Consider the following 25,839-nt stretch of genomic DNA (forward strand, 5'->3'; position numbering starts at 1 on the left):
TGTTCTCAGCTACCCCGTCTTCCGGTCCGTCTCTTCCGACATCAGGTCCTTCAACCGCTTCAGCGCCTTCGCGGTCTGACTCTTCACCGTGCCCTCGGTGCACTCCAGGATCCGTGCGCAGGTCGCGACATCCAGGTCCTGGAAGTACCGCAGTACCAGCACCGCCCGTTGCCGCGGCGCGAGATCCAGCAACGCGTCCCGGATGGCGAGGGTGTCGGTCTGGTCAGGTACGTCGGTCAGTCGCGGCTCGAGCGTCTCCGCGGTCACCACCTCAGGGTGGCGACCGGCCCGGCGGCGCTCGTCCAGGAAGGCGTTGACCAGGATGCGATGTGCGTACGGGCCCGCGCCTTCGTGCTTGATCCGGTGCCAGTGCACGTAGACACGCGTGCAGGCGGTCTGGACCAGATCTTCGGCAGTGTGCACGTCACCCGCGGTGAGCAGCAACGCCGTCCTCATCAGCCTGGTGCGGTCCGCGAGCAGGTACTCACGGAACTCGGCCTCACGGTCACCCCCTCGCATTCGTTTCCACCCCGACTACGCCGCCGGTCCCCCTGCGGTTGCCCTGGGCCAACTCAGTTCTACGGAGCACTCGAAGTGCCTTCTCCACCAGATCGGGGTCGTCGTACTGCAGCCAACTGATGCGTTGGTCCTTACGGAACCACGAGTCCTGCCGGCGCGCGAACCGGCGCGTGGCCTGGGCGGTCCGTTCCCGGGCCTGCTTTTCGTCGATCTCACCGTTCAGCAACGCGATCACCTGCGAGTACCCGAGTGCGCGGTTGGCCGTCTTCCCCTCAATCAAACCCTTGTCCAGCAGACCTCGCACCTCGGCCACGAATCCCGCGTCGAACATCCGGTCCACCCGGAGGTCGATCCGCGCGTCCAGTTCGGGCCGCGGTACGTCGAGACCGAGCTGGATCGCGCCCGGGTAGACGTAGCGGTGCTCGGGCAGCGTGGCGACGTACGGGCCGCCGGTGATCTCGACGACCTCGAGCGCGCGGACGATCCTTCTCCCGTTGCTCGGCAGGATCTGCTCGGCGGCCTTCGGGTCCGTCGCTTGAAGCCTGGCGTGGAGTGCTCCGGAGCCGTGGGCCTCGAGCTCGGCCTCGAGGCGGGCGCGGACCTCGGGGTCGGTGCCCGGGAAGACGAAGTCGTCGAGGATCGCGCGGATGTAGAGCGCCGATCCGCCGGCCAGAACCGGGGTGCGCTCCCGGTCGATGCAGTCGTCGATGGCCGCACGGGCGAGTTGCTGGAACTCGGCCACGGTCGCGGTCTCGGTGACGTCGAGGATGTCGAGCAGATGATGCGGTACGCCGTCGCGCTCGGCCGTGCTGATCTTCGCCGTACCGATGTCCATGCCGCGGTAGACCTGCATGGCGTCGGCGTTCACGACCTCGCCGCCCAGGTGCTTGGACAGCGCGACGGCCAGGTCGGACTTCCCGGCCGCGGTGGGGCCGACGACCGCGACGACGAGTGGATCGGACATCGCTCCAGTCTGGCAGTGCTCACTCCTTCCCCGCCCGACCGCCCCGGTCGTCACTCTAAGAGTTCGCCAAGAGGTGTCGGCCGACCTTGTGGATGACCCTGCGTGTTCGGTAAGAACACCTGGAGCTGGAAACATTTCTACGGGAGGAAACCACGTGACGAACGGGTTCGAAGAAGAGTCGGACGCGGCCAAGGACGCGCTCGGCCTGGGGGAAGAGGTCGACGACCTGGCGGCCGCGAAGCGCAGCGGCGGCGATGTCGAGGCGCAGAAGAGCGGCGGGGACGTCGAGTTCAGCGGTGGCGATGTCGAATCCACCGGCGACGAGGGTGAAGACAGCGGCGGCGACGTAGAGTCGGAACCGTCGGGCGACGGCGTCTGACACTTTCGACAACTGTCCGGCGTCGTTTCAGCATGGCGCTCGCGGAGATCCCACAGTTCCGGCGTTGCAGGTGCGAAGATCACCGCTAGCTGTCTGTAAGCACTCAACTACGCAGGAATGGGAGCCCCCGAGATGGGCATCTTCGACAAGTTCAAGGGCAAGGCCGAGGGCCTGAAGGAAAAGGCCACTGACCTGGTCAACGAGCACGGCGACAAGGTCGGTGAAGGTCTGGACAAGGCCGGTGACTTCGTCGACGAGAAGACGGGCGGCAAGTACGGCGACAAGATCGACACCGGCGTCGAGAAGGCCAAGGAAGGGTTGGACAACCTGGACGGCCAGAACGACGACATCCCGGACAAGCCGAACCAGTCCGCCTGATCTCCCCGAAGGGCCGCAAGCGCACAGCTTGCGGCCCTTCGCCATGTACTAGGTGAGTGGGCACCTAGCATCCGACGATGAGCGACGGACCTTTCAGCCTCCCTTTCAGCCTCCCTTTCAGCCTCACGGTGCTTGGGTGTGCGACGCCGTATCCGGCTGTGGACAACCCGTGTTCCGGTTATCTCGTGAGTGCGGGTCAGACGCGGATCTGGGTGGATGCGGGGAGTGGGACGCTCGGGGAGTTGCAGCGGTATGTGCGGTTGGACGAGTTGGATGCGATCTGGATCTCGCATCTGCATGCGGATCACAGCGCCGACCTGCTGACGGCGTACTACGGGCGCTGTACGCCGACATCACCTTGCGCGCGCCGATCCCGCTCTACGGGCCGGCGGGGATCGCCGAGCGGTTGGCCGGCTTTCTCACGGACCGACGCGTAGTCCGATCGAGTCGGCGTTCGCGATCACCGAGTTGTACGACGGGCACGAGGCAGCGATCGGCGCGGTCCAGCTCACCACTCGTGCCGTGGAGCACGGGATGCCGGCATTCGCCGTACGCGTGGAGAGTGCGGGGCGATCGCTCGTGTACTCCGGCGACAGCGCGCCCTGCACCGCGCTGAGCGAGCTGGCCGACGGCTGCGACGTACTGCTGTGTGAGGCCGACGGCACCGAAGACGGGCACCACACGCCCGAACAAGCAGGAGAGACCGCGGCGGGAGCCGGCCGTCTGATCGTCACGCACGTGGGGCGGTCGATCGCTCCGGCGGAGGCGGCCGCTCGGGCGGCGACCCGGTTCGAGGGTCCGGTCGAGTACGCCGTACCCGGCGCGACGTATGTGATCTGACTTCCGGACGCGGATCGTCCGGATAGCGCCGTACTCTCAGCTCATGGCCAAGACCAAGGTGGACGTCGAGCAGTTGACGGTCCGGGCGCTCGGGCCCGACACGTGGGATGCGTTCGCGGCGCTCGCGGAGCGGCACAACGGGGTGTGGGGCGGGTGCTGGTGTACGTACTTCCACACCATGCACGAAGAGAAGACGTTCGAGGCGGAAAGCAACCGCGAACTCAAGCACCGCCTGGTCGTGGAGGGGCGTGCGCACGCGGCGCTCGTGTTCGACGGTGACCTCGCGGTCGGCTGGCTCGAGTACGGCCCGCCGGCCGAGCTGCCGAACATCAACCACCGCAAGGAATACGAGGCCGGCATGGACCGCCCACCGGACTACCGCCTCACCTGCTTCTTCACCGACCGCAACTACCGACGCCAAGGCGTCTCAGCAGTGGCCCTCCAAGGCGCGCTCGACCTGATCGCGGCAGCCGGCGGAGGCGTCGTCGAGACCTACCCCCAGGACACCGGCGGCAAGAAGATCACCGCCTCCTTCCTCTACAACGGCACCCGCTCCCTCTTCGAACAGGCCGGCTTCACGTACCTGCGCCCCAAAGGCAAGAACCACTGCGTGATGACGAAGACGGTAGGTGTCTAGGCTGCCGGTATGAATCGGTTTCGCGTAGTGCCGGCGGCTTATGTGGTGGTGCGGCGGGGGGATGAGGTGTTGTTGTTGCTGCGGGCCAATACCGGATACATGGATGGGTATTGGGCGGTGCCGGCGGGGCATGTGGAGCGGGGTGAGTCGGCTCTTGCGGCGGCGGTGCGGGAGTTGAAGGAAGAGGTGGGGATCGACGTGGAGCCGGCGGATCTGGTGCCGGTGACGGCGATGCATCGGACAGGTGGGAACGGGGATCCGATCGACGAGCGGGTGGACTTCTTCTTCATGGCGTCGAAGTGGACGGGTGAGCCGCGGTTGATGGAGCCGGAGAAGGCCGCGGGGCTGGAGTGGTACTCGCTGGACAAGTTGCCGGAGCCGTTGGTGCCGCATGAGGCGCGGGTGCTCGCGGCGGTGGCGGACGGGCGTGGGCTTCCTGCGGTGATCGCCCAGGGTTTCGCCTGAGTTCACCGTTCCTGGACGCCCCGGGCTCTAGTGTTCGCTGCGGTGTCAGCGAGCTTGGGAGCGTGGGGCGATGAACGAGCGGTACGACGGGACGAGCCGGCGGAAGCTGTTGCAGGCGGGAGCGCTCAGCGCGGGTGCGGTGATTGCATCGGGCGCGTTGAGCACCGGGAACGCCGCAGCGGCGGGCGGTCAGGCGCCCACCAAGCCCGCGGGCAGGATCGACACCGAGCACCCACGGTTCACGCTCGCGGTCGTGCCGGACACGCAGTACCAGTTCGACCAGGACCGGGGTGACCCGGCGCCGCTGTCAGCGACGTTCAACTGGCTGATCGACAACCGCACCGACGAGAACATCGTGTTCATGGCGCACCTCGGCGACGTCACCGAGAACGCGCTGGCGATGGAGTTCGCGCAGGCCGACCCGGTCTTCAAGATCCTCGACCGCGCCCGCTTCCCGTACTCCGTGCTCGCCGGCAACCACGACATCGACGGGTCGAAGGACGACACCCGCGGCCCGTCGCCGTACCTCGACACGTTCAGCCCGCGACGGTTCCGCTGGATGCCGACGTACGGCGGATCGACCGCGAACGGGTACAACTCCTACCACGTCTTCCGCGCGGCCGGCCGGCAATGGTTGCTGCTGGCAATGGACTGGCGGCCGTCGGACGCGAGCTTCGCCTGGGCCCGCGACGTGATCGCGAAACACCCGAAGCTGCCGGTCATCCTGACCACGCACGAGATCGTGTACGCCGACGCGGGCGACCCGACCGCCTACTTCAGCGACCAGGGCAACCGCGTCTGGGACCAGCTGATCGACGGCAACGACCAGATCTTCATCACGATGAACGGGCACTACTGGCCGCCCGGCCGGGTCACGCGGAAGAACGCCGCCGGCAATGACGTGCACCTGCACATCACCAACTACCAGGACCGGTTCTACGGCGGATCGGGCATGGTGCGGCTGTACCACTTCGACCTGGCCCGGAACACGATCGACGTCGAGACGATCTCGCCGTGGATCATGGGCCAGGACCCGGCCAACCGCAACGAACTCGAGGAGCTCGAGATCGAGTTGACCGACGACGTCAACCGGTTCAGCATCCCGATCGACTTCGACGAGCGGTTCGCCGGCTTCGCACCGGTGCCGATCCGCCCGGCCCGGCCGGCGTCGCAGCTGGTGATCCCCGGTACGGCGGCGTACTGGCGTTTCGACGGATCGGTCACGGATCAGGTGATCGACCAGTCGGGCAAGGGCAACCACCTCATCCGCAAGCAGCTGTCGGGTGACGCACCCACGGCGAGCACCGAGTTCCACCCGGACCAGCCCGGGCACGCGAGCTGGCTGTTCCCGGGCGGCAAGGACCCGGCTCGCGGCGGGTACCTGCAGACCGTCGACGACGCGCCGCTGAACGCGATGACGTTCAGGGGTGGCTACACGATCGAGGCGTTCGTGAAGCTGGCCGACGACGGACAGGACCACTCGTGGGAGGGGCTGTTCACCCGGCTCGGCACCGGACGCGACGCCGGCAAGACCGGCAGCGACCCGGATGAGCCGGCCGCGAAGCTCGGCTTCTCGGGTGGACGGCAGGTGCAGTGGGCGGTGTACCCGTTCGACAAGAACGACACGTTCACGAACTGGGGCCACGAGCAGGTGGCAGGCCGCTGGTTCCACCTGGCGATCGTGAACGACGGCCGGCACAGCATCGTGTACGTCGACTCGTCGGAGCTACTGCGCAACCCGGCGACCCCGTCCAACGGCCTCGCAACCGCCGGCAAGCCATGGCTCGTCGCCGCCGGCCACTACGCCAACACCGTCGACCAGGGCTTCGCCGGCAACATCGGCGAACTCCGCATCGTCACCCACGCCCTCAAGCCCTCCCAGTTCTTGAACGCCTGAAGCAACGTCTGAGGAAGCCGCCTACAGATACCCGCGGATCAGTTCTTCCTGGGCAGGGAGGAGTGCGAGTTCCGCGGGTGTCAGGGTCGGGTTGTTGCCGCGGTATTCCATGGCGGCGGGTAGGCCGGGGGTCGGGTCGATGGAGGCGGCCAGGTAGACGCCCAGGGCTTCGCGGAGTAGGTCGGCGAGTTCGGCGTACGCCGGATCGAAGACGACCTGGGCGAAGATGATCGCGGTCAGTGCCACGTCGAACTCGGCCAGGCCCTCGCGGGCGTTGCGCCAGTCGATGACGACCGGGCCATCGGCGGTGGCCATCACGTTGAGTGGGTGCAGGTCGCCGTGGACGACGACCAGGCCCGGCGTACCGCTCGGGACCGGGATCGCCTGCAACCGGCGGTGGAGGTCGGCGTGGATCGTCCCGATCTCGGTCGCGCTGAGGTCGCCGGCGATCGCCGCGTCGCCGAGCGTCAGACCGTCGAGGCGCTGGACGATCATGTCCGCGCCTTCGATCTCGCGGACGGCGGGGACCGGATACCCGTACTTCGCGACGTGCCGCATGAAGTCGGCTTCGTCGCGAACCGGGTGCCCGTCGCGGTAGCGCCGCAGCACCCATTGGTCGTCCACGTGGTAGACGTCCGCGTCACGCCCGAACGCGAACGGCTCGGCGTCAGGCGGAAGGAGCGACGAGAGGGTGGCGACCGAAGGGTCCTGCGGGGCGGGGGTCTCCGTCATCCGACCTGGCAGCCGTTCGTCGCGGGCTCGAGCGGCTTGGCGCCGACGGTCGGCATCCCGAGCATCACGCCAGGCGCAGCGGCGGCTGGGGCGTCCTGCGCCCGCTCCCACGCGTCGCCGGCGCGAGTACGGCGTACTGCGCCGAAGACATCCGCGTTCAGGTGATGGGGCGCGGCGTACGTGACCTCGACCGTGACCACATCGCCAGGCCGCGGCGCCTCGACCTCCGCAGGCAACGCGAAGTGGACGAGCCGGTTGTCGCGTGCGCGGCCGCTGAGGCGGTGGGTGGCGGCGTCCTTGCGCCCCTCCCCCTCCGCCACGAGCACCTCGACCGTCCGGCCGACGATCCTCTTGTTCTCGTCCCAGGCCATCTCGTCCTGCAGCGCGACCAACCGCTCGTACCGATCCTGTACGACGTCGCGCGGGACCTGGTCCTCCATCGACTCGGCCGGCGTCCCGGGACGCTTCGAGTACTGGAAGGTGAACGCACCGGCGAACCGCGCCTGCCGGACCACGTCGAGCGTGTCCTGGAAGTCTTCTTCGGTCTCCCCCGGGAACCCGACGATGATGTCGGTCGTGATGGCCGCGTCCGGCATCGCCGCACGCACGTCTTCGATGATCTTCAAATACCTGTCCCGCCGGTACGACCGGCGCATCGCCTTGAGCACGGAGTCCGACCCGGACTGCAGCGGCATGTGCAGCGAGGGCATCACGTTCGGCGTCTCGGCCATCGCCTCGATCACGTCCGCGGTGAAGTCCCGCGGATGCGGCGAGGTGAACCGGACCCGCTCCAGCCCCTCGACAGAGCCGCAGGCCCGCAGCAGCTTGCCGAAGGCGAACCGGTCGCCGAACTCCACGCCGTACGAGTTCACGTTCTGACCGAGCAGCGTCACCTCGAGCACGCCCTCGGCGACCAGCGCCTCGACCTCAGCGAGCACGTCACCGGGGCGGCGGTCCTTCTCGCGGCCGCGCAGCGACGGGACGATGCAGAACGTGCAGGTGTTGTTGCAGCCGACGCTGACCGACACCCAGGCGGAGTACGCCGATTCGCGCCGGGTCGGCAGCGTCGAGGGGAAGACGTCGAGCGACTCCAGGATCTCGACCTGGGACTCCTCGGCGACCCGCGCCCGCTCCAGCAGCACCGGCAGCGAGCCGATGTTGTGGGTGCCGAACACGACGTCGACCCACGGCGCCTTGCGAACGATCGACGCCTTGTCCTTCTGCGCCAGGCACCCGCCGACGGCGATCTGCATCCCCGGCTTGCGGGCCTTGACCGGCGCGAGGTGGCCGAGATTCCCGTACAGCTTGTTGTCGGCGTTCTCCCGGACCGCGCAGGTGTTGAAGACGACCACGTCGGCCTCGTCGCCCTCGGGCGCGCGGACGTAGCCCGCGTCCTCCAGCAGCCCGCGCAGGCGCTCGGAGTCGTGGACATTCATTTGGCACCCGTAAGTGCGGACCTCGTAAGTACGCATAACAGCCACCAAGAGTACGTGCCGGGGTAGACAAAAACCTACCTGGGACCGGCGTACTGCGACCCCTGACCACCGGGACCGGGCAGACAATAGTGAAGGGCATGAACAGTTCTCGCCGTCAGTTCCTCGCCCGCACCGCCGCCGGAGCCGCCGTCCTCGCCGGTGGAACCTTCACCACCACCAGCGCGCACGCCCTGGTCAAGTCGACGAAGATCACCGCACTCACCAATGTCACCGTCATCGACGTCGCCACCGGTCGCCGCGACCGCCACCAGACCGTCCTGATCAGCGGCGAACGTATCATCGGCGTCGGCCGGATCCCGGTCCCCCGCGGCGCCGTCGAGCTCGATCTCACCGGCAAGTACGTCATCCCCGGTCTCGCCGACATGCACGTCCACAGCCTCGGCGACGAGCACGTCTCCCCGCCGCTGTACCTCGCCAACGGCCTGACCACGGTCCGCGAGATGGCCGGCACGAACCCGGTGTTGTACGACTGGCGCGACCGGATCGCCGCCGGCACGCTGCTCGGCCCGCGGATGGTCGTCGCGAGCAACATCATCGACGGCGACCCGACGCTGTGGGATCCGAACCTGATCAAGGTGATCGTGGCCGGCGACGCCGCGGCCGCGCGGGCCGCCGTACGTCAGGTGAAGGCCGAGGGCGCCGACTTCGTCAAGGTGTACTCGCGTCTCAGCCGCGAGGCGTGGCTTGCGGTCGTGGACGAGGCCCGCAAGGTCGGTCTGACCGTCCACGGCCACGGCCCGGACGAGGTCACCTCGAAGGAGGTCAGCGACGCGGGCCAGCGCAGCATCGAGCACATCCATTCGCTCGGCCTGGCAGTCTCGACCCGGGAGGCCGAGGTACGGCGGATGCTGCTCGCGATCAAGGTCTCGACCGGCGACTACAACTCCTGGTTCCGGCAGCTGCACCCGATCGAGTGGATCGCCGCCAACACATACAGCCCGGCTCGCGCGGCTGATGTGTTCGGCACGCTGCGCCGCAACCGGACCCGGGTCACGCCGACGCTGACCATGCACAACGTGCTCGACCAGATCGACTACACCCAGCTCGATCCGGGCCTCACGAAGTACATGAGCGAGGAGTCGATCGGCACCTACGACTACGTCATCCAGAACCTGTACGGCGCCAACCGGTCCGCGGAGGAGATCTCGCACCAGAAGCAGATGTGGGCGTGGCGGCAGCGGTTCGTCGGGGAGCTGTTCGCGCACGAGGTACCGATCATGGCCGGGACAGACACGGGCACGCCGTACTCCGTGCCGGGGTTCGCGCTGCACGACGAGCTGGAGCATCTGGTCGGTGCCGGCGCCACGCCGCGTCAGGCGTTGTACGCCGCGACCGTCGAGCCGGCCAAGTTCCTCGGGATGTCGGCGGACCTCGGCTCGGTGGAACCGCGCAAGATCGCGGACCTGGTCGTGCTGGACGCCGACCCGCTGACCGATATCCACAACAGCCGCAAGATCCACACCGTGGTCACCCGCGGCCGGGTCATCTCCCCCGCGCAACGCCGGCAGATGCTCGCCGACGTCGAGGCCGCGGTCAAGCAGCCACCGACCGCGGCAACCATCGCCGCCGGCGGCTGCTGCGGCAGCAAGCCGACCCACTGAGCCCGAGACTCCCGGGCCGGGCCGGCCTGATCCGGCCCGGGAGCCGCTCTCAACCGACCGCCGTCACGGTGCCACGCGTGGGGAAGGCACCCGCAGACGGCCGATCCAACCGGAGAGCGCTCGTCGAGGCGGGTCCGGTGCGAGCGTGCCGTCTGGCGCGACATGCTCGAAGATCTGCTCGACGAGGGCGATGACGTGGGGGTCGTCGACGGTATAGAACTGCCGGCGACCCTCACGTCGTGCGCTGATCAGTCCGGCCAGCCGGAGCTTCGCGAGATGCTGGCTCGCCGTCGGCACGCTGACACCCACCCGGGCGGCCAGCGTGCCGACGTCGTACTCACCGCAACTCGCCAACGCGACCAGGTGCAGCCGGACCGGCGCCAGCAACAGGCCGAATGTCCTGGCCGCGGTGGCGAGCTGTGGCGGGGTCGGCTCGATCACGCGCGTACCTTGGGCTGGATCGGCTCCCCGAAGGGATCCCGCGTCGGGTACCCGAGCGCCGCGTCGATCAGCTCCTCGAGCCGATCACTCAGCCCCTGCGCGAGGAGGAGCGCTTCCTCGTGCACCTCGTCCAGGGGTACGCCGAGAACCCGGTGCAGGAACGTCTCCAGCAGCTGGTGCCGTCGATTCATGGCCGGCTCCTCAATAGATGTTGGACGGACGGACCATGCCCTCGGCGAGGTCGCCGAAGCCGGGCGCCATGATCGCGCCGGGGTTGCCGATGATCTCCTCGACGACCGCGGTCTCGGTGGTGAGGATCAGCGCGGCGATCGAGGCCGCGCTCTCCAGTGCGGCCCGGGTGACCTTGAGCGGATCGATCACGGCGTCCTCGACGAGGTCGCCGTACTGCCCGGTGAGTGCGTTGAACCCGTGCCCGGCCGGCAAGGACGCGACCCGCGCTACCACCTCGTCACCGTCGTACCCGGCGTTGATCGCGATCCAGCGCAGCGGTTCGGCCAGCGCGCGGCGTACCACCTCACGCCCGATCGCCTCGTCGCCGGTGAGCCCGAGGTCGGCGAAGGCAGCCTGGGCCAGCACCGTCCCGCCGCCGGCGACCACACCTTCCTCCAGCGCCGCCCGGGTCGCGGCCAGCGAGTCCTCGACGCGCAGCATCCGTTCCTTCAGCTCGACACTCGTCGCGCCGCCGACCCGGATCACCGCGACCTTGCCGGCCAGCCGCGCCATCCGCAGCTGCAGGCTGTCCTGGTCCGCGTCGATCTTGGCGCGCTCGAACTGCTTCTCCAGCTGGGAGATCCGCGCCTCCACCAGCGACGCGTCCCCGTGCCCACCGACGATCGTGGTGGTGTCCTCGGTGATCGTGATCCGGTCGCACGATCCCAGGTGCTCGCGCGTGACATCGGTCAGGTCGAGCCCGGTGTCCTTGGCGATCACCGAACCGCCCAGAGCGGTCGCGAGATCCTCCAGCTCGGCGATCCGCCGATGACCGAACCCGGGCGCCCGGACGACGACCGACCGCATCGTGTTGTGCATGTTGCCGCCGACAAGCAGTTGCAGCGCCGGCCCGTCGACCTCCTCGGCGAGCACGACGAGCGGACGGTCCGCACGCTGCGCCACCTCGAGGGTCGGCATGATCTCCTGCACCTGCGTGATCTTCTTGTTGGTCAGCAGGATCAGCGGGTGGTCGTAGACGGTCTCCATCCGCTCCCGGTCGGTGACCATGTACGCCGACACGTATCCGTGGTCGAACTCGATGCCGTCGACAACCTCCACCGACATCCCGAGCGTGTCCGACTCCTCGGTGGTGACGACGCCGTTGCGGCCGACCCAGTCGACCGCGTCCGCGATCACCTCGCCGATGATCTCGTCGTCGCTGGCCGCCAGGGTTGCGATGTGCTGCAGTTGCTCGCGGCCACGAACCTCGACCGCCCGGCCGCGCAGCGCGTCGACCACCACCGGTACGGTCCGCTCGATGCCACGACGTACGCGCATCGGGTTGGCGCCGGCGTCGACCTCGCGCAGGCCTTCGCGCACCATCGCCTGGGCGAGCACGGTGGCCGTGGTGGTGCCGTCGCCGACCACACCGTTGGTCTTCATCGCGACTTCCTTGACCAGCTGGGCGCCCATGTTCGCGAAGGGTTCGCGCAGCTGGATCTCGCGGGCGATCGTGACGCCGTCGTTGGTGATCGTCGGCGGGCCGGTCAGCTTCTCCAGCACCGCGTTGCGGCCCTTCGGACCGAGCGTCACCTTGATCGCGTCGGCCAGCGCGTTCACGCCGGACTCGAGCAACCGCCGGGCGTCGGTGTTGAACCGCAGTTCCTTCGCCATGGTCTGCCTCCTGCTGGAAATTGCTGGGGAATCGCTAGGGAATGAGGATCGCCCGGCCGCGGACGAGACCGCGGTCGAGGTCGTCGAGGGCCTGCTGGAACTCCTCCAGCGGGTACTTCGTGGTGTGCAGCGCGACCTTGCCCTGCGCGGCGAGCTCCATCAGGTCCTGCAGGTCGTTGTAGGACCCGACCAGGTTGCCGATGAAGTTGATCTCGGTGGAGATCACGTCGATGGTCGGTACGTCGAGGTTCTCGCCGTACCCGACCACGTAGTAGTTGCCGGCCCGCCGGAGCATCTCGGTCCCGTCGGCGGTGGCGCCGCCTTCGCCGACGAAGTCGATGACGGCTTCCGCGCCGTGCCGCCCGGTCAGCGCGCGCACCTGTTCGACATGGGTGCCGTCAGCAACGATGCCGTGGTCTGCGCCGATCTCGACGGCCAGGTCGACCGCTGCTTGGTTGCGGTCGACAACGACCAGGGTCGCCGCCGAGATCGCCTTCATCACCTGGATGCCGATATGGCCGAGCCCGCCCGCGCCGATGATCACGCAGACCGCTCCCGGCCGCAGTGTGCGCGCCGCCTTCGCCGCTGCGTGGTACGCCGTGAGCCCGGCGTCCGCGAGTGCGGCGACGTCCGACGGCTCCAGCGAGTCGTCGATCTTGACGACACTGCGTGCCGTCGTACGGAGATACTCGGCGTACCCGCCGTCGGTGTCGATGCCCGGGAACGCCGACGCCTCGCAATGCACGTCGTCACCGGACCGGCAGGCCCGGCAGAGTCCGCAGGTGATCAACGGGTGCAGGATCACCTTGTCGCCGACGGCAACGTTCGTGACCGCGTCGCCGATCGCGTGCACCCAGCCCGCGTTCTCGTGGCCGATGGTGTACGGCAGCAGTACGCCGCTCTTCTCGGCCCACTGTCCTTCGAGGATGTGCAGGTCGGTGCGGCAGACCCCGGCGCCGCCGATCCGGACGACGACGTCGAGCGGACCGGTGATCTTCGGCTCCTGAACATCGGCCAGTTGAAGCTTGCTGTGATAGCCGACGACCTGTACGGCCTTCATCGGGTCCTCCTCGTGTTGGTGATCCGGGTTGCCAGCGGCTCGTCGTCGTACCGGGTCTTGAGCAGACCCCGGCAGAAATGCGCGTTGCCCTCGACCGAGATCCGGACCGCCTTCGCGAACCGCAGTCGCATCGGCGCCGCGTCCGGCGGCACGGGTACGCCGTTGTCGTCGACCAGCACCAGGTCCTCCGGCCGGATGCCGAGCCCGATGTCGGTCCGCCGCCGAAGTAGCGCGTCCTTCTGCGGACCGCCGGGGAGGTGCCAGAGCGTGAGCCCCGGCAGCTCCTCGATGGTCTTGCCGGTCGACCGGAGCAGCGCCATCACGCACCGCTCCATCGCGGCCGTGTGCGCCTTGCGCTGGAACGTACGGCGCAGTTCGTCGAGGTCCTGATCGGCCTCGTCGCCGAACGTGCCGACGTAGCCCGCGTTCGCGACCAGGCCGGCGTTGATCTTGTCCGAGTCGTGGTGATCGTCCAGCAGCACGCTCACCGCACCCGCGCCCGGCACCCGACGCAGGGCGTCAACTGCGTCGGATGCCATCAGGTAGGCGAAGTTGGGCGCGCAGAACGAGGTCGGCAGCCGCAGGTGCACGGTCACGCCGGCATCGTCGATCCGGATCGACCGGACGAATCCGAGGTCGGTGATCGGCTGGTCCAGCTCAGGGTCGATGACGGTCGCCAAGGCGTTGACGACCTCGGACTCGAACGACGTGGCAACCGCGATCATGACGCCACGGCCTCTTCCCGCGATCCTGCCCCGGCCGGAAGCCGGAGTTCTTCCGGTACGTCGAGGTCGTACAACGCCGCCGCGTTCAGCCCGAGGATCTTCTTCTTCTGCGCGGTGGTCAGCGGCGCGTACTCCGGCAGGTCGGCGGGGATCTCGAAGTCGACGAACTTCTCCACCAGCCACTTCGGCGTCCACAGCGCGTAGTCCGAGGAGAACAGGATCCGGTCCTCGCCGATCCAGTACAGCAACTCCCCGATGATCTGCGCGAAGTACTTCGGCCGGCTGTGGATGAACGGCATCGCGACCGCGAGACCGCCGTACACGTTGGGCTCCTGGGTGGCGATCCAGCAGAAGTCCTCGAGGCGCGGCAGGCCGACGTGTTCGACGATGAAGTTCAGCTCGGTGTAGTCGGTCGCCACCTGGTCGATGTCGGCGACGTCGAAGGCGTCCCTGTCCAGAGGCCTGATCGTGGGGCCCTTGTGGACGTGGATGTTCTTGATGCCGAGCTTCAGGCACTCCTCGAGATAGCGCCGCGACCACTTGCCGTCGAGCTTCCATCCGCGGGAGTCGCCGTTCCACTCGGCGGTGTAGAGCTTGACGCCCTTCAGCCCCATCCGGTCGGCGTCCTTGCGGAGCTGCTCGAGGCCGGCCTCCTCGTGCCGCGGATCCCACGCGTGGTTGTAGGTCAGCTTGTCCGGATGTGCCCGGGTCAGCGCCAGGGCGTCCTCGGTCTGACCGAATCCGCGCTTGTAGAAGTCGCCGAGGATCGCGGGCTGGAAGATCGCGTGGTCGACGTACCCGTCCTCGAACAGGTCCTTCAGCAGTCGCTGCTCGCCGTAGTACGTGTAGGTGTCGTAGTCCCACACGACCTCTTCGGGGCTGAGGTTCTTGTGGTAGTCGTAGAAGCAGTCGATGAACTGCTTGCCGTGGATGTTGCGCTGGTTCTCCGGACGCGCGTCCCACAACGCGATGTGCGCGTCGCAGATGTAGTACTGCTCACCGTTCTTCTCGTACATGCGGCCTCACTTCGTGGTGAGGTCGAAGCCGATGTACTCGGCGGCGTCCTCCGGGCTGGCGAACAGGATGGTCTTGTCGTCCAGATGCACCATCCGGCCGTAGTGGGTCGACGAGATCTCCTCGAACACCGACCCGTCGAAGTCCATCCCGAGCGCGTCGGACAGCTCCGCGTAGTCGAAGTCGAGCAGACCGGTCCCGTCGACGCGGATCATCGACGGGTACTCCGTCAGCTCGACCCCGTCCTTCGCGCCCATCACCTGCGCGACGACGCGGCCGATCGGGGTGTTCATCAACGTCACGCCGGTCTTGTTGGAGAACTCGGCTTCAGATCCGAACTGCATGCTCACTGGTCCAGCTCCTTCGGAGTGTCGAGCCCGAGGTCCTCGAGCAGGGAACGGAACTTCTGCTTGGCCGCGTCCAGGCTGTCCGCGAACGTGACCGACTTCTCGGCCGGCTGCGACCAGATCGGCTGCAGCGCGTGCGCGGCGTCGAGGCAGCGCGGCACCCAGGTCGCGAGCCACTCGCCGAACAGCACCTTGTTGCTCTCGCCGTACTCCGCGTCCCGGGTCAGCAGCCGGAACAGGTTGCGGCTGTAGGACAGGTCGCGGTCGTAGTCGTGCTCGCCGGTGCCGACGATGGTCGGTGTGATGTAGTCGCCGTTGCGGGCCGCGATCTGCATCACCAGCTCGGTCCGGAACAGCGACCCGACCAGCTGCTCGAAGACGATGTTGGTGGCGAACAACAGCTCGCACCAGTCCCCCACGGCCGTCAGCCGCTCGACCACCTCACGGGTCGGCTGCCACTCCGGCGCGCTCTGCCAGACCTCCTTGTGCGCCGACCCGTCGAACGGTACGTCGGCCTCGGACAGGTCCAGGTTGAACAGTGCCAGGTCTTGGGCGAACCGCATCTTGTGCGCGGCGTTCACGGCGACCGCGGTGTTGATCATGTTCGTCGGGCCGGACCGCTGGATGCTGGTGAAGACGTGCAGCGCGAGCCCGTTCTCGGCGTGCATCCAGGCGCCGAGGTTGCGCTCGACGAACTTCAGCCAGGCCGGGTTCCAGGCGTCGTACGCCCTGGCCCGCTTGGCGTTCTGCAGGCCGAGGTCGACCTGGCGGACGACCGCGGAGTTGTTCCGGTAGATCGTCTGGTTCCACTCCTCGTTCGGGTCGAGGAAGGCGTGCCAGTTCGACGACTTCGCCGCGGTCCACTCCTTCGGGTAGCCGCCGGGGCCGTTGCCGAAGCCGTAGATCCAGCCCTGGCTCAGGTGCCGGTCGGGGTCCGGCTGTACGTCGACCGTGACGTCCTCGTACATCGTCGCCCGCAGCTTGGCCGGCTTGTAGTAGTTGTACGACCGGCTCTGCGAGCTCGGGAACTCCAGCGCGCCGGCCTCGGAGTCGGTGAACTCTATGCTCGGGAAACTGCGCTGTTTCGCCTCTGTGGTCTGGGTCATCTCAGGCTCCATCGGTAGCTGGGCTGGTGAACTTGTCGTAGAAGACCTGGTCCTTCGGCACGTTGCTTGCCTCCAGCAACGCCAGGGCGGCGTCGACCATCGGCGGCGGGCCGCACAGGTAGATCTCGCTGCGGTGCAGCTCCGCCTCGCGCCGCTCGACGATGTCGGTGACGTTGCCCTCCTCCACCTGGAGTCCGTCCGAGTCCTGAGCCGATTCGGACAGACAAGCGATGAACTCGAAGCCGGTGAGGTCCGCACCGAGCTCCGCGATCGCATCCAGGTAGAAGAGGTCGGCCGCCGTCCGGGCGCCGTAGTAGAACCGGACCGGACGGGTGCTGCCGGTCTCCTTCAGGTGCCGCAGGATCGACAGGATCGGCGCCATCCCGGCGCCGCCCGCGACGCAGACGACCGGCAGCACGTGGCCGTCCTTCAACGTCGACGAGCCGTACGGCCCGGTCAGCGACAGCTGGTCGCCGACCGCGAGCTCGCCGTCGAGCAGGGCGGAGAACCGGCCGCCCGGGTACTTCTTGATCAGGAACTCGATCTCGCCCGACGGGGTCGTCGCCATCGAGAACGAGCGGTGTTCGTCGGTGCCGGGGATGGTCAGGTCGACGTACTGTCCCGGCTTGAAGTCGAACTCCTCGGCGGGTTCCAGCCGCAGCGACACGATGTCGCGGGTGACCGGTTGGATCGCCGCGACCCGCGTGCCGACGGTCCGGATGGGGATACCGCCGAGCAGTTCGTCCTCGTCGTAGTTGAGCAGCTCGATCGTGCAGTCGCTGTACGCGTGCGCCTTGCAGAGCAGCACGTAGCCCTCGGCCACCTCCGCGTCGTTGCAGGCGAACGTCGAGTAGCGCTCCATCTGGATGTCACCCTCGAGCAGGTACGACTTGCACGCCGAGCACTGCCCTTCCCGGCAGCCGTGCATCAGATGGATCCCCTGCCGGAACGCGGCGTCGAGGATCTTCTCCTCCTCGCCGACCTCCATCTCGATGCCGACCGGTTCGAACTGGATACGGTGCTTGTCGGCCACCGGGTCCTCCTCAGGATGCCGTGTTCTGAGAGGCGGTGCCGTTGGCCTTGTACGCCGCGACGTGGGCCTCGCGCTCGGCGTCGGACATCTCGTTGAGCAGCACGTTCGGGCTCATGAACGTGTTGCCGCGGACGTCGTCGAGGGTCCACATCTTCTTCGGGTCGTCGAGGTCCAGGTGCGGCTGGCCGATCAGCGTCTTGCCGTCGTCACGCACGTACCCGAGGTCCTGGACGATGTCGGCCAGGTCCTTGTTGTGGTGCAGGGTCTCCCACTCGCGGAACCCGGTCAGTCGGCCCATGTTCGGGGTCGGCCGGCCGTCGTACTCGCCGCGGAACGCGACCGCATCGGTCCAGTAGCAGGTCTCCGAGCAGTACGTGCGCCACTGGTCGTCGACCTTCTCGGTGACCATGTCCTCGCGGATCAGGCACGGCACCATGCAGGTCCAGCAGCGGTGCGGGTACTGGTAGCCGACGTCCTCGAACGCGATCGGCTTGTTCTTGCCGGGGTACGCGAGCCGGTTGTAGTTCTCCCACCACTTGCCGTACTTCGAGTACCAGCCTGGGTACTTCTCCTCGAACCACTCGAAGTCCTTGTCGGTCATCGCGTCGATCCGCCAGTAGTTCACCGGCCAGCCGGTGGCGAAGAACCGCGCGACCTCGTGCACGTAGCCCTTGGTGGTGATCCGGTTCCACGCTTCCTCGACCAGGTCGTGCGGAATCGTGAGGCCGTACTTCTCCAGCGGCAGCAGGTAGCTGCGGTAGTAGTCGTCGTAGATCCACCGCCGCCACATCTCCGCATAGCTCTCCCGGTCCTTGCGCCGGTCCTTCGTGCCGTACTCGATGAACGTGCCGATCGCGGCGTCCACGACACAGTGGTTGTTCCACCACGCGTACCGCAGGTCGCGCTCCAGCAGCGGCCGGTTGCGCTCGTCGGCCAGCGCCATCAGCAGGATCGAGTACCCGTTGCTGATGTGCCGCGACTCGTCGGACTGGACCGAGTGGAACACCGTCGGCAACAGGTAGTCGCCGTTGGCCGCGGCCTCGTCCGGCATCGCCACGAACAGCGTGTTGGTGAAAGCGGTCTCGGCGACCACGGTGAGGTAGATGTTCGCCGCGGTGATCGCGTCACCGGTGATGAACCCCTCGCCGAACTGCCGGCCGATGGTGCCCGCGTAGTTGTTCGCGAACGCCTTCTCGGTCATGTCGAACCCGGCCGGGTCGATGTAGTTGTTCATGTACAGGCGCTTGAGGTTCATCTGGATCGTCGAGTGCCTGACCTCGTCGATCATCTGTACCGCGAGCCCGTTGTGGATCTCCGGGTTCGGTACGGCGTCGATCGCCATCGGCATCGCCCGCGCCGCGGAGATCTCCGGGAACGGGATGATGCTGAGGAACAGCTTCTGCCACTCCAGCCAGCGCTGCTGGACCTGGCGGAACATGTTGCCGCGGATGGCGCCGTCCATGGCGCCGTACACGCGGTTGTCCTTCTCCTCCTCCATCGGGAAGTAGGACCGCATGATCTGCTTCAGCGGATCCTTCTTCGGCGCCTTCTCGAAGGTGTAGTCGGTGCCGAACCGGGTCGCCGGGGTCGCGAACATCGGTTCCCAGGACAGCTCGGTGATCTTGGCGTGGGCCTTGGTGAGACTCTGCCTGCTCAATGTGGGCCTCCATCATCGGGGTTGATACGAGATGAAAGCCGCCTGCTGGACGTCCCTGTGTCTCAATGTGAGATGGCGGTCACAGCCGGGGGAGCTACCGTTGGTCGCAGTTCCGCTGGTGACGGACGTGAAGGAGACCGCTATGGGCGCTGCACAGCCGGTCCGGGATCCGATCCGAGTGTCGTGGGAGCGCTCACAGGCGTCGCAGGTCGACGTGGACCGTCCCGCCCCGAAGTACTTCGACCGGATCGACCGCGAGACCACCCTGATGCGGGCCGCGCGCCCGGTCATCGACGCGCTGTCGTCCGAGCTCCACAACGAGCCGGTCTGCATCATCCTGACCGATGCCAAAGGCGTCGTCCTCGACCGTCGCGGCGGCGACCCGTCCCTGCTGCGGCGACTGGACTCCGTCGACCTCGCACCCGGATTCCAGTACGCCGAGCACGCGGTCGGCACGAACGGGATCGGCACGGCACTCGAGGTCGGCGGGCCGATCCAGATCGACGGAGCCGAGCACTACAACGGGAAGCTACGGATGTTCTCCTGCGCCGGCGCGACGATCACGCATCCGGTCACGGGCGGGCTGCTCGGCGTACTCGACATCACGACCCAGGCCAAGAACTCGAACACGATCCTGCTGTCGTTCGCCAAGCTCGCCGCGCGCCGGATCCACGAACGCGTCGTCGAGGAAGCGAACGCGCTGGACCACGCGTTGCTCAGCGACTACTACGCGGCCTGCCGGCACAGCGGCGGTCCGGTGCTCGCGCTCGGCGACGAGGTGTTCATGATGAACGCCTACGCGCAGGCACGGTTCGACGCCATCGACCAGGCGGCCTTGATCGATCGCACCCGGGACGCGCGCGGCGGGACCAAGCCGCTCGTCTTCATCACCGATCTACCCAGCGGGACGACCGCACGGTTGGCCTACCGCCCGACGTTCCTCGGTGACACGCTGGCCGGTGGAGTCATCCAGATCAAGGAGCAGCGGGCCCCGGCGCGCAGCCCTCAGATCGCCCGGGCGCCCTTGATCCCCGGCACGACCGGGACGAGTGCAGTCTGGCAACACGTCACGCAGGAGTTGCTGGAGGCATGCAGCCGATCCGAGTGGCTGATCGCCGACGGCGAACCGGGGACGGGCAAGCTGACCATGCTGCGTGCCGTACGCCGGCACGTCGCGCCCGAGCGTCGGCTCGTCGTACTCGACCCCGAGGCGATGGGTGAGGACCTGTTGACCGAGGCGCACGCCGAGCTGGACTCCGGCGCCGACCTGATCATCCGGCGGGCGCACCTGCTGACCGGCGAGGTGCTCGACGGCCTCACCGAACTGCTGCAGAACGTCCGCGACGGCGCGATCGCCGGGGACGCGTGGGTCGCGCTCACGCTGCCCGCCGACCGGTCCGAGATCGCCGACGAGCTGCTGGCGTTCTTCCCGCGGACCATCGAGGTTCCGCCGCTGCGGCATCACGTCGAGGACGTTCCGGCGCTGGTCCGGTCGCTGCTGGCCAAGGCCGGCATCAGCGGTCTCACCTTCTCCACGGCCACGATGAACCAACTGATGCGGTTGCCGTGGGCAGGCAACATCACGCATCTGCGCGCGGTCCTGGCCGCGGTCGCCAGACGACGCCGGTCCGGAGTGGTCGAGCTCGCCGACCTGCCGCCCGAGTGCAGGGCGACCACACGCCGGCAGCTGACCCCGATCGAGGCCCTCGAACGGGACGCGATCGTCGACGCGCTGTCGACGTACGACGGTGACAAGAAGGCCGCCGCGGCCGCGTTGGGAATGTCACGCGCGACGATCTACCGGAAGATCCGCGAGTACGGAATCGTCACCTGAGCGGGCGGGCCGCTCACAAACGAACAAACTCAAGCACTCCGTGATCACCCGGCTACGATCAGCGCCGGTTTATTGCAGATCGTTACCAAGGGGGTACCACCCGGGCCTGCGACCGCACCCCCGGCTCCAGTAGGTTCTGGCCATGAGCGATTCCGGCACTCTGGCGAAAACCGGACTGGTGGCACTGTCCGGTGTCAACAAACACTTCGGTGAACTGCACGTCCTGAAGGACATCAACCTGTCCATCGCCAAGGGCGAGGTCGTCGTGGTGATCGGCCCTTCCGGCTCCGGGAAGTCCACGCTCTGCCGCGCGATCAACCGGCTCGAACCGATCGACGCAGGCAGCATCGAACTGGACGGCCAGCCGCTGCCCAGCGAGGGCAAGGCCCTGGCCAGGCTGCGTGCCGACGTCGGCATGGTGTTCCAGTCGTTCAACCTGTTCGCACACATGACGATCCTGCAGAACGTCACGCTCGGTCCGACCAAGGTCCGCGGCAAGTCCAAGAGCGAGGCGGAGGAGGATGCCCGCGTCCTGCTGGAGCGGGTCGGCGTCTCCGCCCAGGCCGACAAGTACCCGGCCCAACTGTCCGGCGGTCAGCAGCAGCGCGTCGCGATCGCCCGTGCGCTGGCCATGGATCCCAAGGTGATGTTGTTCGACGAGCCCACGTCGGCGCTCGACCCGGAGATGATCAAAGAGGTCCTGGACGTCATGGTCGACCTCGCCCGTCAGAGCATGACGATGGTCGTCGTCACCCACGAGATGGGCTTCGCGCGGCGCGCCGCGAACCGCGTCGTGTTCATGGCCGACGGGCAGATCGTCGAAGAGGCCGAGCCGGAGAAGTTCTTCACCGATCCGCAGACGAAGCGGGCGCAGGACTTCCTCTCGAAGATCCTCACGCACTGATCCGCGCACGGATCGTCCCCAGCGTAGTACCGAACCAACGGAGGAAAAGACAATGCGACAGCGACTGATCGCTGCCCTCGGCATCGTAGGCCTGGCCGCGACCGGACTGACCGCCTGCGGCGACGACTCAGGCTCAGGCTCCGCGTCCGGCGGCAGTGGCGAGAAGGTGACCATCGGCATCAAGTACGACCAGCCGGGTATCGGGCTCAAGGAGGGCGCGAACTACACCGGTATGGATGTCGACGTGGCCAAGTACGTCGCCAAGGAACTCGGCTACGGCGACATCACCTTCAAGGAAGCCCCGTCCGCCCAGCGCGAGACGCTGCTGGCCAACGGACAGGTCAAGATGATCTTCGCGAGCTACTCGATCACCGATGCCCGCAAGGAGAAGGTGTCCTTCGCCGGTCCGTACCTGACCGCCGGTCAGGACCTGCTGGTCAAGGCCGACAACACCGACATCACCGGACCGGACTCGCTGAACGGCAAGAAGCTGTGTTCGGTGACCGGCTCCACGTCGGCGCAGAAGGTCAAGGACAAGTTCGCCGACACCGTCCAGCTGCAGAACTACGACACCTACTCCAAGTGCGTCGAGGCACTGGGCACCGGCTCGATCGACGCGCTCACCACGGACAACACCATCCTGGCCGGCTACGCGTCCCAGGAAGCCAACAAGGGCAAGTTCAAGGTGGTCGGCAAGACCTTCTCGACCGAGCGCTACGGCGTCGGCCTGAAGAAGGGCGACACCGAGACCTGCACCAAGGTCAACGACGCGCTGAAGAAGATGGTCGACTCCGGCGAGTGGCAGAAGGCCTTCGACAAGAACCTCGGGGCGTCCGGGCTGAAGCTCGACCCGGCGACGAACCCGCCGAAGACCTTCGACGCCTGCGCCTGATCCATCGCCGCCGGGGAGGAGCCGTTCGCGGTTCCTCCCCGGCGGTGTGAAGTGGCGTGAACCGGCGTGGTCTGAAACTCGTTCCCAGCAGGAGAGATATGGACGTGATATCGGAGTTCTTCTCCGAGTACGACGGTCTGCAAGCGTTCCGGACGACCATCTACCTGACGCTGCTGTCGGCGCTGCTGGCACTCGTCATCGGCACGGTGGTCGCGGTCATGCGGGTGTCCCCGATCCGGGTGCTGCAGCTCATCGGCACCGCGTACGTGAACATCATCCGGAACACGCCGCTGACCCTGGTGATCGTGTTCTGCAACCTCGGGCTGTTCGTGCAGCTCGGCCTCGCGCTGGCGAACAAGGACTCGCACACCTTCATCAACGACAACAACTTCCGGCTCGCCGTGCTCGGCCTGTCGGTGTATCACGCGTCGTTCGTCGCCGAGGCGATCCGCAGCGGCGTGAACACGGTGCCGCTCGGCCAGGCCGAGGCGGCGCGGGCGATCGGCCTCCCGTTCCTGAAGACGCTGCGGTACGTCGTCCTGCCGCAGGCGTTCCGCGGCGCGATCGCGCCGCTGGGCAACGTGCTGATCGCGCTGACCAAGAACTCGACCGTCGCCTCCGTGATCGGTGTGACCGAGGCGTCCGCGGTGATGAAGGTGATGATGGAGAACCGGCCTGACGTGATCTTCGTGGTGTTCGGGATCTTCGCGCTCGGGTTCGTGATCCTGACCCTGCCGGTCGGTGTGCTGTTCACGTCCTTGTCGAAGCGGCTGGCGGTGAAGCGATGAGCGGCACCGTACTGTTCGACGCGCCGGGACCGCGCGCCAAGCGGCTGTACTTCGGCGTCGGTGTCGTCGCCGTCGTCGCGATCCTGCTCGTGCTGTGGTTCGTGCTGGACAGGCTCAACGAGAAGGGCCAGCTGACGGCGGCCAAGTGGAAGCCGTTCCTGACCGGCGAGATCTGGACCCAGTACATCCTGCCCGGCCTGGCCGGCACGCTGATCGCGGCCGCGATCTCGGTCGTGCTCGCGATGGTCGTCGGCGTCCTGCTCGGCGTCGGGCGGCTGTCCAGCCAGGCGTGGGTGCGCTGGCCGTGCGGTGTGCTCGTGGAGTTCTTCCGCGCCGTGCCGGTGCTGCTGATGATGCTGTTCACGTACGCGCTGTACGCGAAGTACGAGCTCTTCCCGCCGGAGCGTTACGCGCTGGCGGCTGTCGTCACCGGCCTCACGCTGTACAACGGCTCCGTCGTGGCCGAGCTGGTCCGGTCCGGCGTGCACTCGTTGCCGAAGGGCCAGAGCGAGGCGGCGATGGCCATCGGGCTCACCAGCGGCAAGTCGATGCGCCTCGTCCTGTTGCCGCAGGCAATCACCGCTATGCTGCCGGCGATCGTCGGCCAGCTGGTCGTGATCCTGAAGGACACCGCCCTCGGCTACATCATCACCTACGAGGAACTGCTCCGGAAGGCGGAGCAGATCGGCAACTACAAGTCGAACCTGGTGCCTGCCTTCATCGTCATCGGGGCGATCTTCATCATCATCAACTACCTGCTGACCGTCGTCGCCCAGCGGGTCGAGTCCCTGATGCGCCGCCGCGGCCGCTCCGCCGGCGGTCCCCTGACCGCCGACCCGGTCGACCAGAGCACCGTCGCGGTCGTCGGCCAGGACACCAACAACTGAACCAATCTCATCAAGAACAGGGCCCGGGACTCTCCCCGGGCCCTTTTCTTCGCCGTCGGCAACCGATGACTCTTCGTGCCGGTCGTTGCTCAGCGCAAGGTGTTGAAGGAGTCGCGGATGATCTCGAGGGCTTCGGCGGCTTCTTCCTCGGTCAGGGTCATCGGGGGCGCCATCCGGAGGACGTTGCCGTAGAGGCCGCCCTTGCCGACCAGGAGGCCGCGGTTCTTGGTCTCCTGCTGGAGTTTCGCGGTACTGGCGGCGTCGGGGCTGTTGTCGTCCGGCTTGACGATCTCGGCGGCGAGCATCAGACCCTTGCCGCGGACGTCGCCGAGCTCGGGGAACTCGTCGGAGATGCCGCGCAGGCCGTCGACCAGTTGCGCGCCGCGCTTGGCCGCGTTGGCCTGCAGGTCCTTGTCGAGCAGGTAGTCGATCGTCGCCTTCGCCGCGCTGGTCGAGATCGGGTTGCCGCCGAACGTGGACAGCGAGTTCGCCTTGACGCTGTCCATCAACTCGGCCTTGGCGACCACGCCGCCGATCGCGAACCCGTTGCCGAGCCCCTTCGCGAACGTCATCGCATCCGGTACGACGTCGTGCGCCTGGATGCCCCAGAAATGGTCACCGGTCCGGCCCCACCCGGTCTGCACCTCGTCGGAGATGAACAGGATCCCGTACTCGTCCAGGACCTCCTTGAAGGCGGCGTACAGCCCGTCGGGCGGTGACGAGAACCCGCCGACGCCCTGGATCGGCTCGGCGATCAGACAGGCGACATCACCCGACGTCGTGGTCTCGATGACGTTGCGGAGGTCGTCGACGCAGACCTTGATGTAGTCGGCGTCCGACAGATCGCGGAACGGGCTGCGATAGCGGTACGCGCCCTGGACGTACTGCACGTTCACCGGTGAGAGGCTGCTCGCGGACCAGCCGCGGTTGCCGGTGATCGCGACCGTGCCGAACGCGCGGCCGTGGTACGAGTTCCGCATCGCCAGGACCTGGTTCGAGCGGCGGTTCTGGGTGGCGAGCAGCAAGGCCGTCTCGTTCGCCTCGGTGCCGGAGTTGGCGAAGAACACCTTCGCGTCCGGGATCCCGGACAGCTCGGCGATCTGCTCGGCCAGCTCGATCTGCTTCCGGATCAGGTACACCGTCGAAGTGTGCGCGATCCCGGTGCCGAGCTGCTCACGCACAGCGTCCGAGATCTCCGCGATGTCGTACCCGATCGCGTTGGTCAGGATGCCGGCGAAGAAGTCGATGTAGGTGTTGCCCTCACCGTCCGTCACCCGCCGTCCGGACCCGGAGACGATCTCGATCGGCTCCTCGTAGTACAACGCGAGCCAAGCCGGCATGACGGCCTTGTGACGCTCCCAGAGCTCCGCATGTGTCATGGGGCAAGCATTACACCGG

28 protein-coding genes are annotated in these 25,839 nt (G+C 67.3%); 13 read left to right on the top strand and 15 right to left on the bottom strand.

All coding sequences use genetic code 11. The annotated features are described in order from the left end of the window. Positions 1-9: 9 nt before the first annotated feature. Positions 10-519 carry a SigE family RNA polymerase sigma factor gene (locus OHA10_RS37695; protein ID WP_371403579.1) on the bottom strand — a complete coding sequence of 170 codons (510 nt, stop codon included), beginning with the start codon at positions 517-519 and terminating at the stop codon, positions 10-12. Then, entirely contained in the window at positions 506-1,483 is a 978-nt protein-coding gene (gene miaA / locus OHA10_RS37700) for a tRNA (adenosine(37)-N6)-dimethylallyltransferase MiaA (protein WP_371403580.1), read from the bottom strand. The genes OHA10_RS37695 and miaA overlap by 14 nt, the downstream gene beginning before the upstream one ends. A 154-nt stretch (positions 1,484-1,637) precedes the next feature. On the opposite strand from miaA, the gene OHA10_RS37705 reads away from it, so the two are divergent. From OHA10_RS37705 to OHA10_RS37735, 7 genes are all read left to right on the top strand, one after another. Beyond that, positions 1,638-1,862, top strand: coding sequence for a hypothetical protein (locus OHA10_RS37705; RefSeq protein ID WP_371403581.1), 225 nt, complete (start codon positions 1,638-1,640; stop codon positions 1,860-1,862). A 132-nt stretch (positions 1,863-1,994) separates the two neighbouring features. Further along, a complete protein-coding gene (locus OHA10_RS37710) occupies positions 1,995-2,240 on the top strand; it encodes an antitoxin (protein WP_371403582.1) in 246 nt (81 codons plus the stop codon). 77 nt (positions 2,241-2,317) lie between these two features. After that, positions 2,318-2,677: an MBL fold metallo-hydrolase gene (locus OHA10_RS37715; RefSeq protein WP_371403583.1), complete on the top strand. Its 360-nt coding sequence runs from the start codon at positions 2,318-2,320 to the stop codon at positions 2,675-2,677. A 31-nt stretch (positions 2,678-2,708) separates the two neighbouring features. Next, entirely contained in the window at positions 2,709-3,080 is a 372-nt protein-coding gene (locus OHA10_RS37720) for an MBL fold metallo-hydrolase (RefSeq protein ID WP_371403584.1), read from the top strand. 43 nt (positions 3,081-3,123) lie between these two features. Further along, the gene (locus OHA10_RS37725) at positions 3,124-3,717 is read left to right on the top strand and encodes a GNAT family N-acetyltransferase (RefSeq protein ID WP_371403585.1); all 594 of its coding nucleotides are present in this window, start codon (positions 3,124-3,126) and stop codon (positions 3,715-3,717) included. 9 nt (positions 3,718-3,726) lie between these two features. Then, on the top strand, positions 3,727-4,182 hold the full coding sequence (locus OHA10_RS37730; protein ID WP_371403586.1) for an NUDIX domain-containing protein: 456 nt from the start codon (positions 3,727-3,729) through the stop codon (positions 4,180-4,182). 70 nt (positions 4,183-4,252) lie between these two features. Beyond that, a complete protein-coding gene (locus tag OHA10_RS37735) occupies positions 4,253-6,079 on the top strand; it encodes a LamG-like jellyroll fold domain-containing protein (protein WP_371403587.1) in 1,827 nt (608 codons plus the stop codon). A 21-nt stretch (positions 6,080-6,100) separates the two neighbouring features. On the opposite strand, the gene OHA10_RS37740 is transcribed toward OHA10_RS37735, so the two are convergent. Next, the gene (locus OHA10_RS37740) at positions 6,101-6,811 is read right to left on the bottom strand and encodes a phosphotransferase (protein ID WP_371403588.1); all 711 of its coding nucleotides are present in this window, start codon (positions 6,809-6,811) and stop codon (positions 6,101-6,103) included. Continuing rightward, a complete protein-coding gene (gene miaB, locus OHA10_RS37745) occupies positions 6,808-8,283 on the bottom strand; it encodes a tRNA (N6-isopentenyl adenosine(37)-C2)-methylthiotransferase MiaB (RefSeq protein ID WP_371403589.1) in 1,476 nt (491 codons plus the stop codon). Before miaB ends, OHA10_RS37740 begins: the two co-directional genes overlap by 4 nt. A 101-nt stretch (positions 8,284-8,384) precedes the next feature. Between miaB and OHA10_RS37750 the strand changes: the two genes are divergently transcribed. Beyond that, positions 8,385-9,908, top strand: coding sequence for an amidohydrolase family protein (locus tag OHA10_RS37750; RefSeq protein ID WP_371403590.1), 1,524 nt, complete (start codon positions 8,385-8,387; stop codon positions 9,906-9,908). Between the two features lie 63 nt (positions 9,909-9,971). Here the strand turns inward: OHA10_RS37750 and OHA10_RS37755 are convergent, their stop codons facing one another. The 10 genes from OHA10_RS37755 to OHA10_RS37800 are packed head-to-tail and all read right to left on the bottom strand — an operon-like array spanning position 9,972 to position 19,136. After that, entirely contained in the window at positions 9,972-10,349 is a 378-nt protein-coding gene (locus OHA10_RS37755) for an ArsR/SmtB family transcription factor (protein WP_371403591.1), read from the bottom strand. Continuing rightward, the gene (locus OHA10_RS37760) at positions 10,346-10,540 is read right to left on the bottom strand and encodes an iron dependent repressor, metal binding and dimerization domain protein (RefSeq protein WP_371403592.1); all 195 of its coding nucleotides are present in this window, start codon (positions 10,538-10,540) and stop codon (positions 10,346-10,348) included. The genes OHA10_RS37755 and OHA10_RS37760 overlap by 4 nt, the downstream gene beginning before the upstream one ends. 10 nt (positions 10,541-10,550) lie before the next feature. Continuing rightward, positions 10,551-12,194: a chaperonin GroEL gene (gene groL, locus OHA10_RS37765; protein WP_371403593.1), complete on the bottom strand. Its 1,644-nt coding sequence runs from the start codon at positions 12,192-12,194 to the stop codon at positions 10,551-10,553. A 34-nt stretch (positions 12,195-12,228) separates the two neighbouring features. Next, positions 12,229-13,254: an NAD(P)-dependent alcohol dehydrogenase gene (locus OHA10_RS37770; RefSeq protein ID WP_371403594.1), complete on the bottom strand. Its 1,026-nt coding sequence runs from the start codon at positions 13,252-13,254 to the stop codon at positions 12,229-12,231. Then, positions 13,251-13,979, bottom strand: coding sequence for an iron-sulfur cluster assembly protein (locus OHA10_RS37775; RefSeq protein WP_371403595.1), 729 nt, complete (start codon positions 13,977-13,979; stop codon positions 13,251-13,253). Before OHA10_RS37775 ends, OHA10_RS37770 begins: the two co-directional genes overlap by 4 nt. Further along, positions 13,976-14,995, bottom strand: a complete 1,020-nt coding sequence (locus OHA10_RS37780; RefSeq protein WP_371403596.1) for an amidohydrolase family protein — start codon at positions 14,993-14,995, stop codon at positions 13,976-13,978. The genes OHA10_RS37775 and OHA10_RS37780 overlap by 4 nt, the downstream gene beginning before the upstream one ends. Before the next feature lie 6 nt (positions 14,996-15,001). Continuing rightward, positions 15,002-15,337 carry a propane 2-monooxygenase effector subunit MimD gene (gene mimD, locus OHA10_RS37785; protein ID WP_134111731.1) on the bottom strand — a complete coding sequence of 112 codons (336 nt, stop codon included), beginning with the start codon at positions 15,335-15,337 and terminating at the stop codon, positions 15,002-15,004. Between the two features lie 2 nt (positions 15,338-15,339). Next, on the bottom strand, positions 15,340-16,446 hold the full coding sequence (locus OHA10_RS37790; protein WP_371403597.1) for an aromatic/alkene monooxygenase hydroxylase subunit beta: 1,107 nt from the start codon (positions 16,444-16,446) through the stop codon (positions 15,340-15,342). A 1-nt stretch (position 16,447) separates the two neighbouring features. Next, positions 16,448-17,479 (bottom strand): FAD-binding oxidoreductase, encoded by a 1,032-nt coding sequence (locus OHA10_RS37795; protein ID WP_371403598.1) that lies wholly within the window; start codon positions 17,477-17,479, stop codon positions 16,448-16,450. A 10-nt stretch (positions 17,480-17,489) separates the two neighbouring features. Next, the gene (locus tag OHA10_RS37800) at positions 17,490-19,136 is read right to left on the bottom strand and encodes a hypothetical protein (protein WP_371403599.1); all 1,647 of its coding nucleotides are present in this window, start codon (positions 19,134-19,136) and stop codon (positions 17,490-17,492) included. Positions 19,137-19,278: 142 nt separating this feature from the next. Here OHA10_RS37800 and OHA10_RS37805 point away from each other — a divergent pair, with 142 nt between their 5' ends. The 5 genes from OHA10_RS37805 to OHA10_RS37825 all read left to right on the top strand — a co-directional run bounded on the left by OHA10_RS37805 (position 19,279) and on the right by OHA10_RS37825 (position 24,441). Continuing rightward, on the top strand, positions 19,279-20,970 hold the full coding sequence (locus tag OHA10_RS37805) for a sigma-54-dependent Fis family transcriptional regulator (RefSeq protein ID WP_371403600.1): 1,692 nt from the start codon (positions 19,279-19,281) through the stop codon (positions 20,968-20,970). 142 nt (positions 20,971-21,112) lie between these two features. Next, entirely contained in the window at positions 21,113-21,874 is a 762-nt protein-coding gene (locus tag OHA10_RS37810) for an amino acid ABC transporter ATP-binding protein (RefSeq protein ID WP_371403601.1), read from the top strand. Positions 21,875-21,926: 52 nt separating this feature from the next. Next, the gene (locus OHA10_RS37815; protein WP_371403602.1) at positions 21,927-22,766 is read left to right on the top strand and encodes a glutamate ABC transporter substrate-binding protein; all 840 of its coding nucleotides are present in this window, start codon (positions 21,927-21,929) and stop codon (positions 22,764-22,766) included. A 98-nt stretch (positions 22,767-22,864) separates the two neighbouring features. Beyond that, a complete protein-coding gene (locus OHA10_RS37820) occupies positions 22,865-23,554 on the top strand; it encodes an amino acid ABC transporter permease (protein ID WP_371403603.1) in 690 nt (229 codons plus the stop codon). Further along, on the top strand, positions 23,551-24,441 hold the full coding sequence (locus OHA10_RS37825) for an amino acid ABC transporter permease (protein WP_371403604.1): 891 nt from the start codon (positions 23,551-23,553) through the stop codon (positions 24,439-24,441). The genes OHA10_RS37820 and OHA10_RS37825 overlap by 4 nt, the downstream gene beginning before the upstream one ends. Before the next feature lie 89 nt (positions 24,442-24,530). Here OHA10_RS37825 and OHA10_RS37830 read toward each other — a convergent pair whose 3' ends face one another. Beyond that, positions 24,531-25,820: an aspartate aminotransferase family protein gene (locus tag OHA10_RS37830; protein WP_371403605.1), complete on the bottom strand. Its 1,290-nt coding sequence runs from the start codon at positions 25,818-25,820 to the stop codon at positions 24,531-24,533. Between the last annotated feature and the right edge of the window lie 19 nt (positions 25,821-25,839).

The organism is Kribbella sp. NBC_00662, from assembly GCF_041430295.1.
In the GTDB taxonomy this organism is placed as follows: domain Bacteria; phylum Actinomycetota; class Actinomycetes; order Propionibacteriales; family Kribbellaceae; genus Kribbella.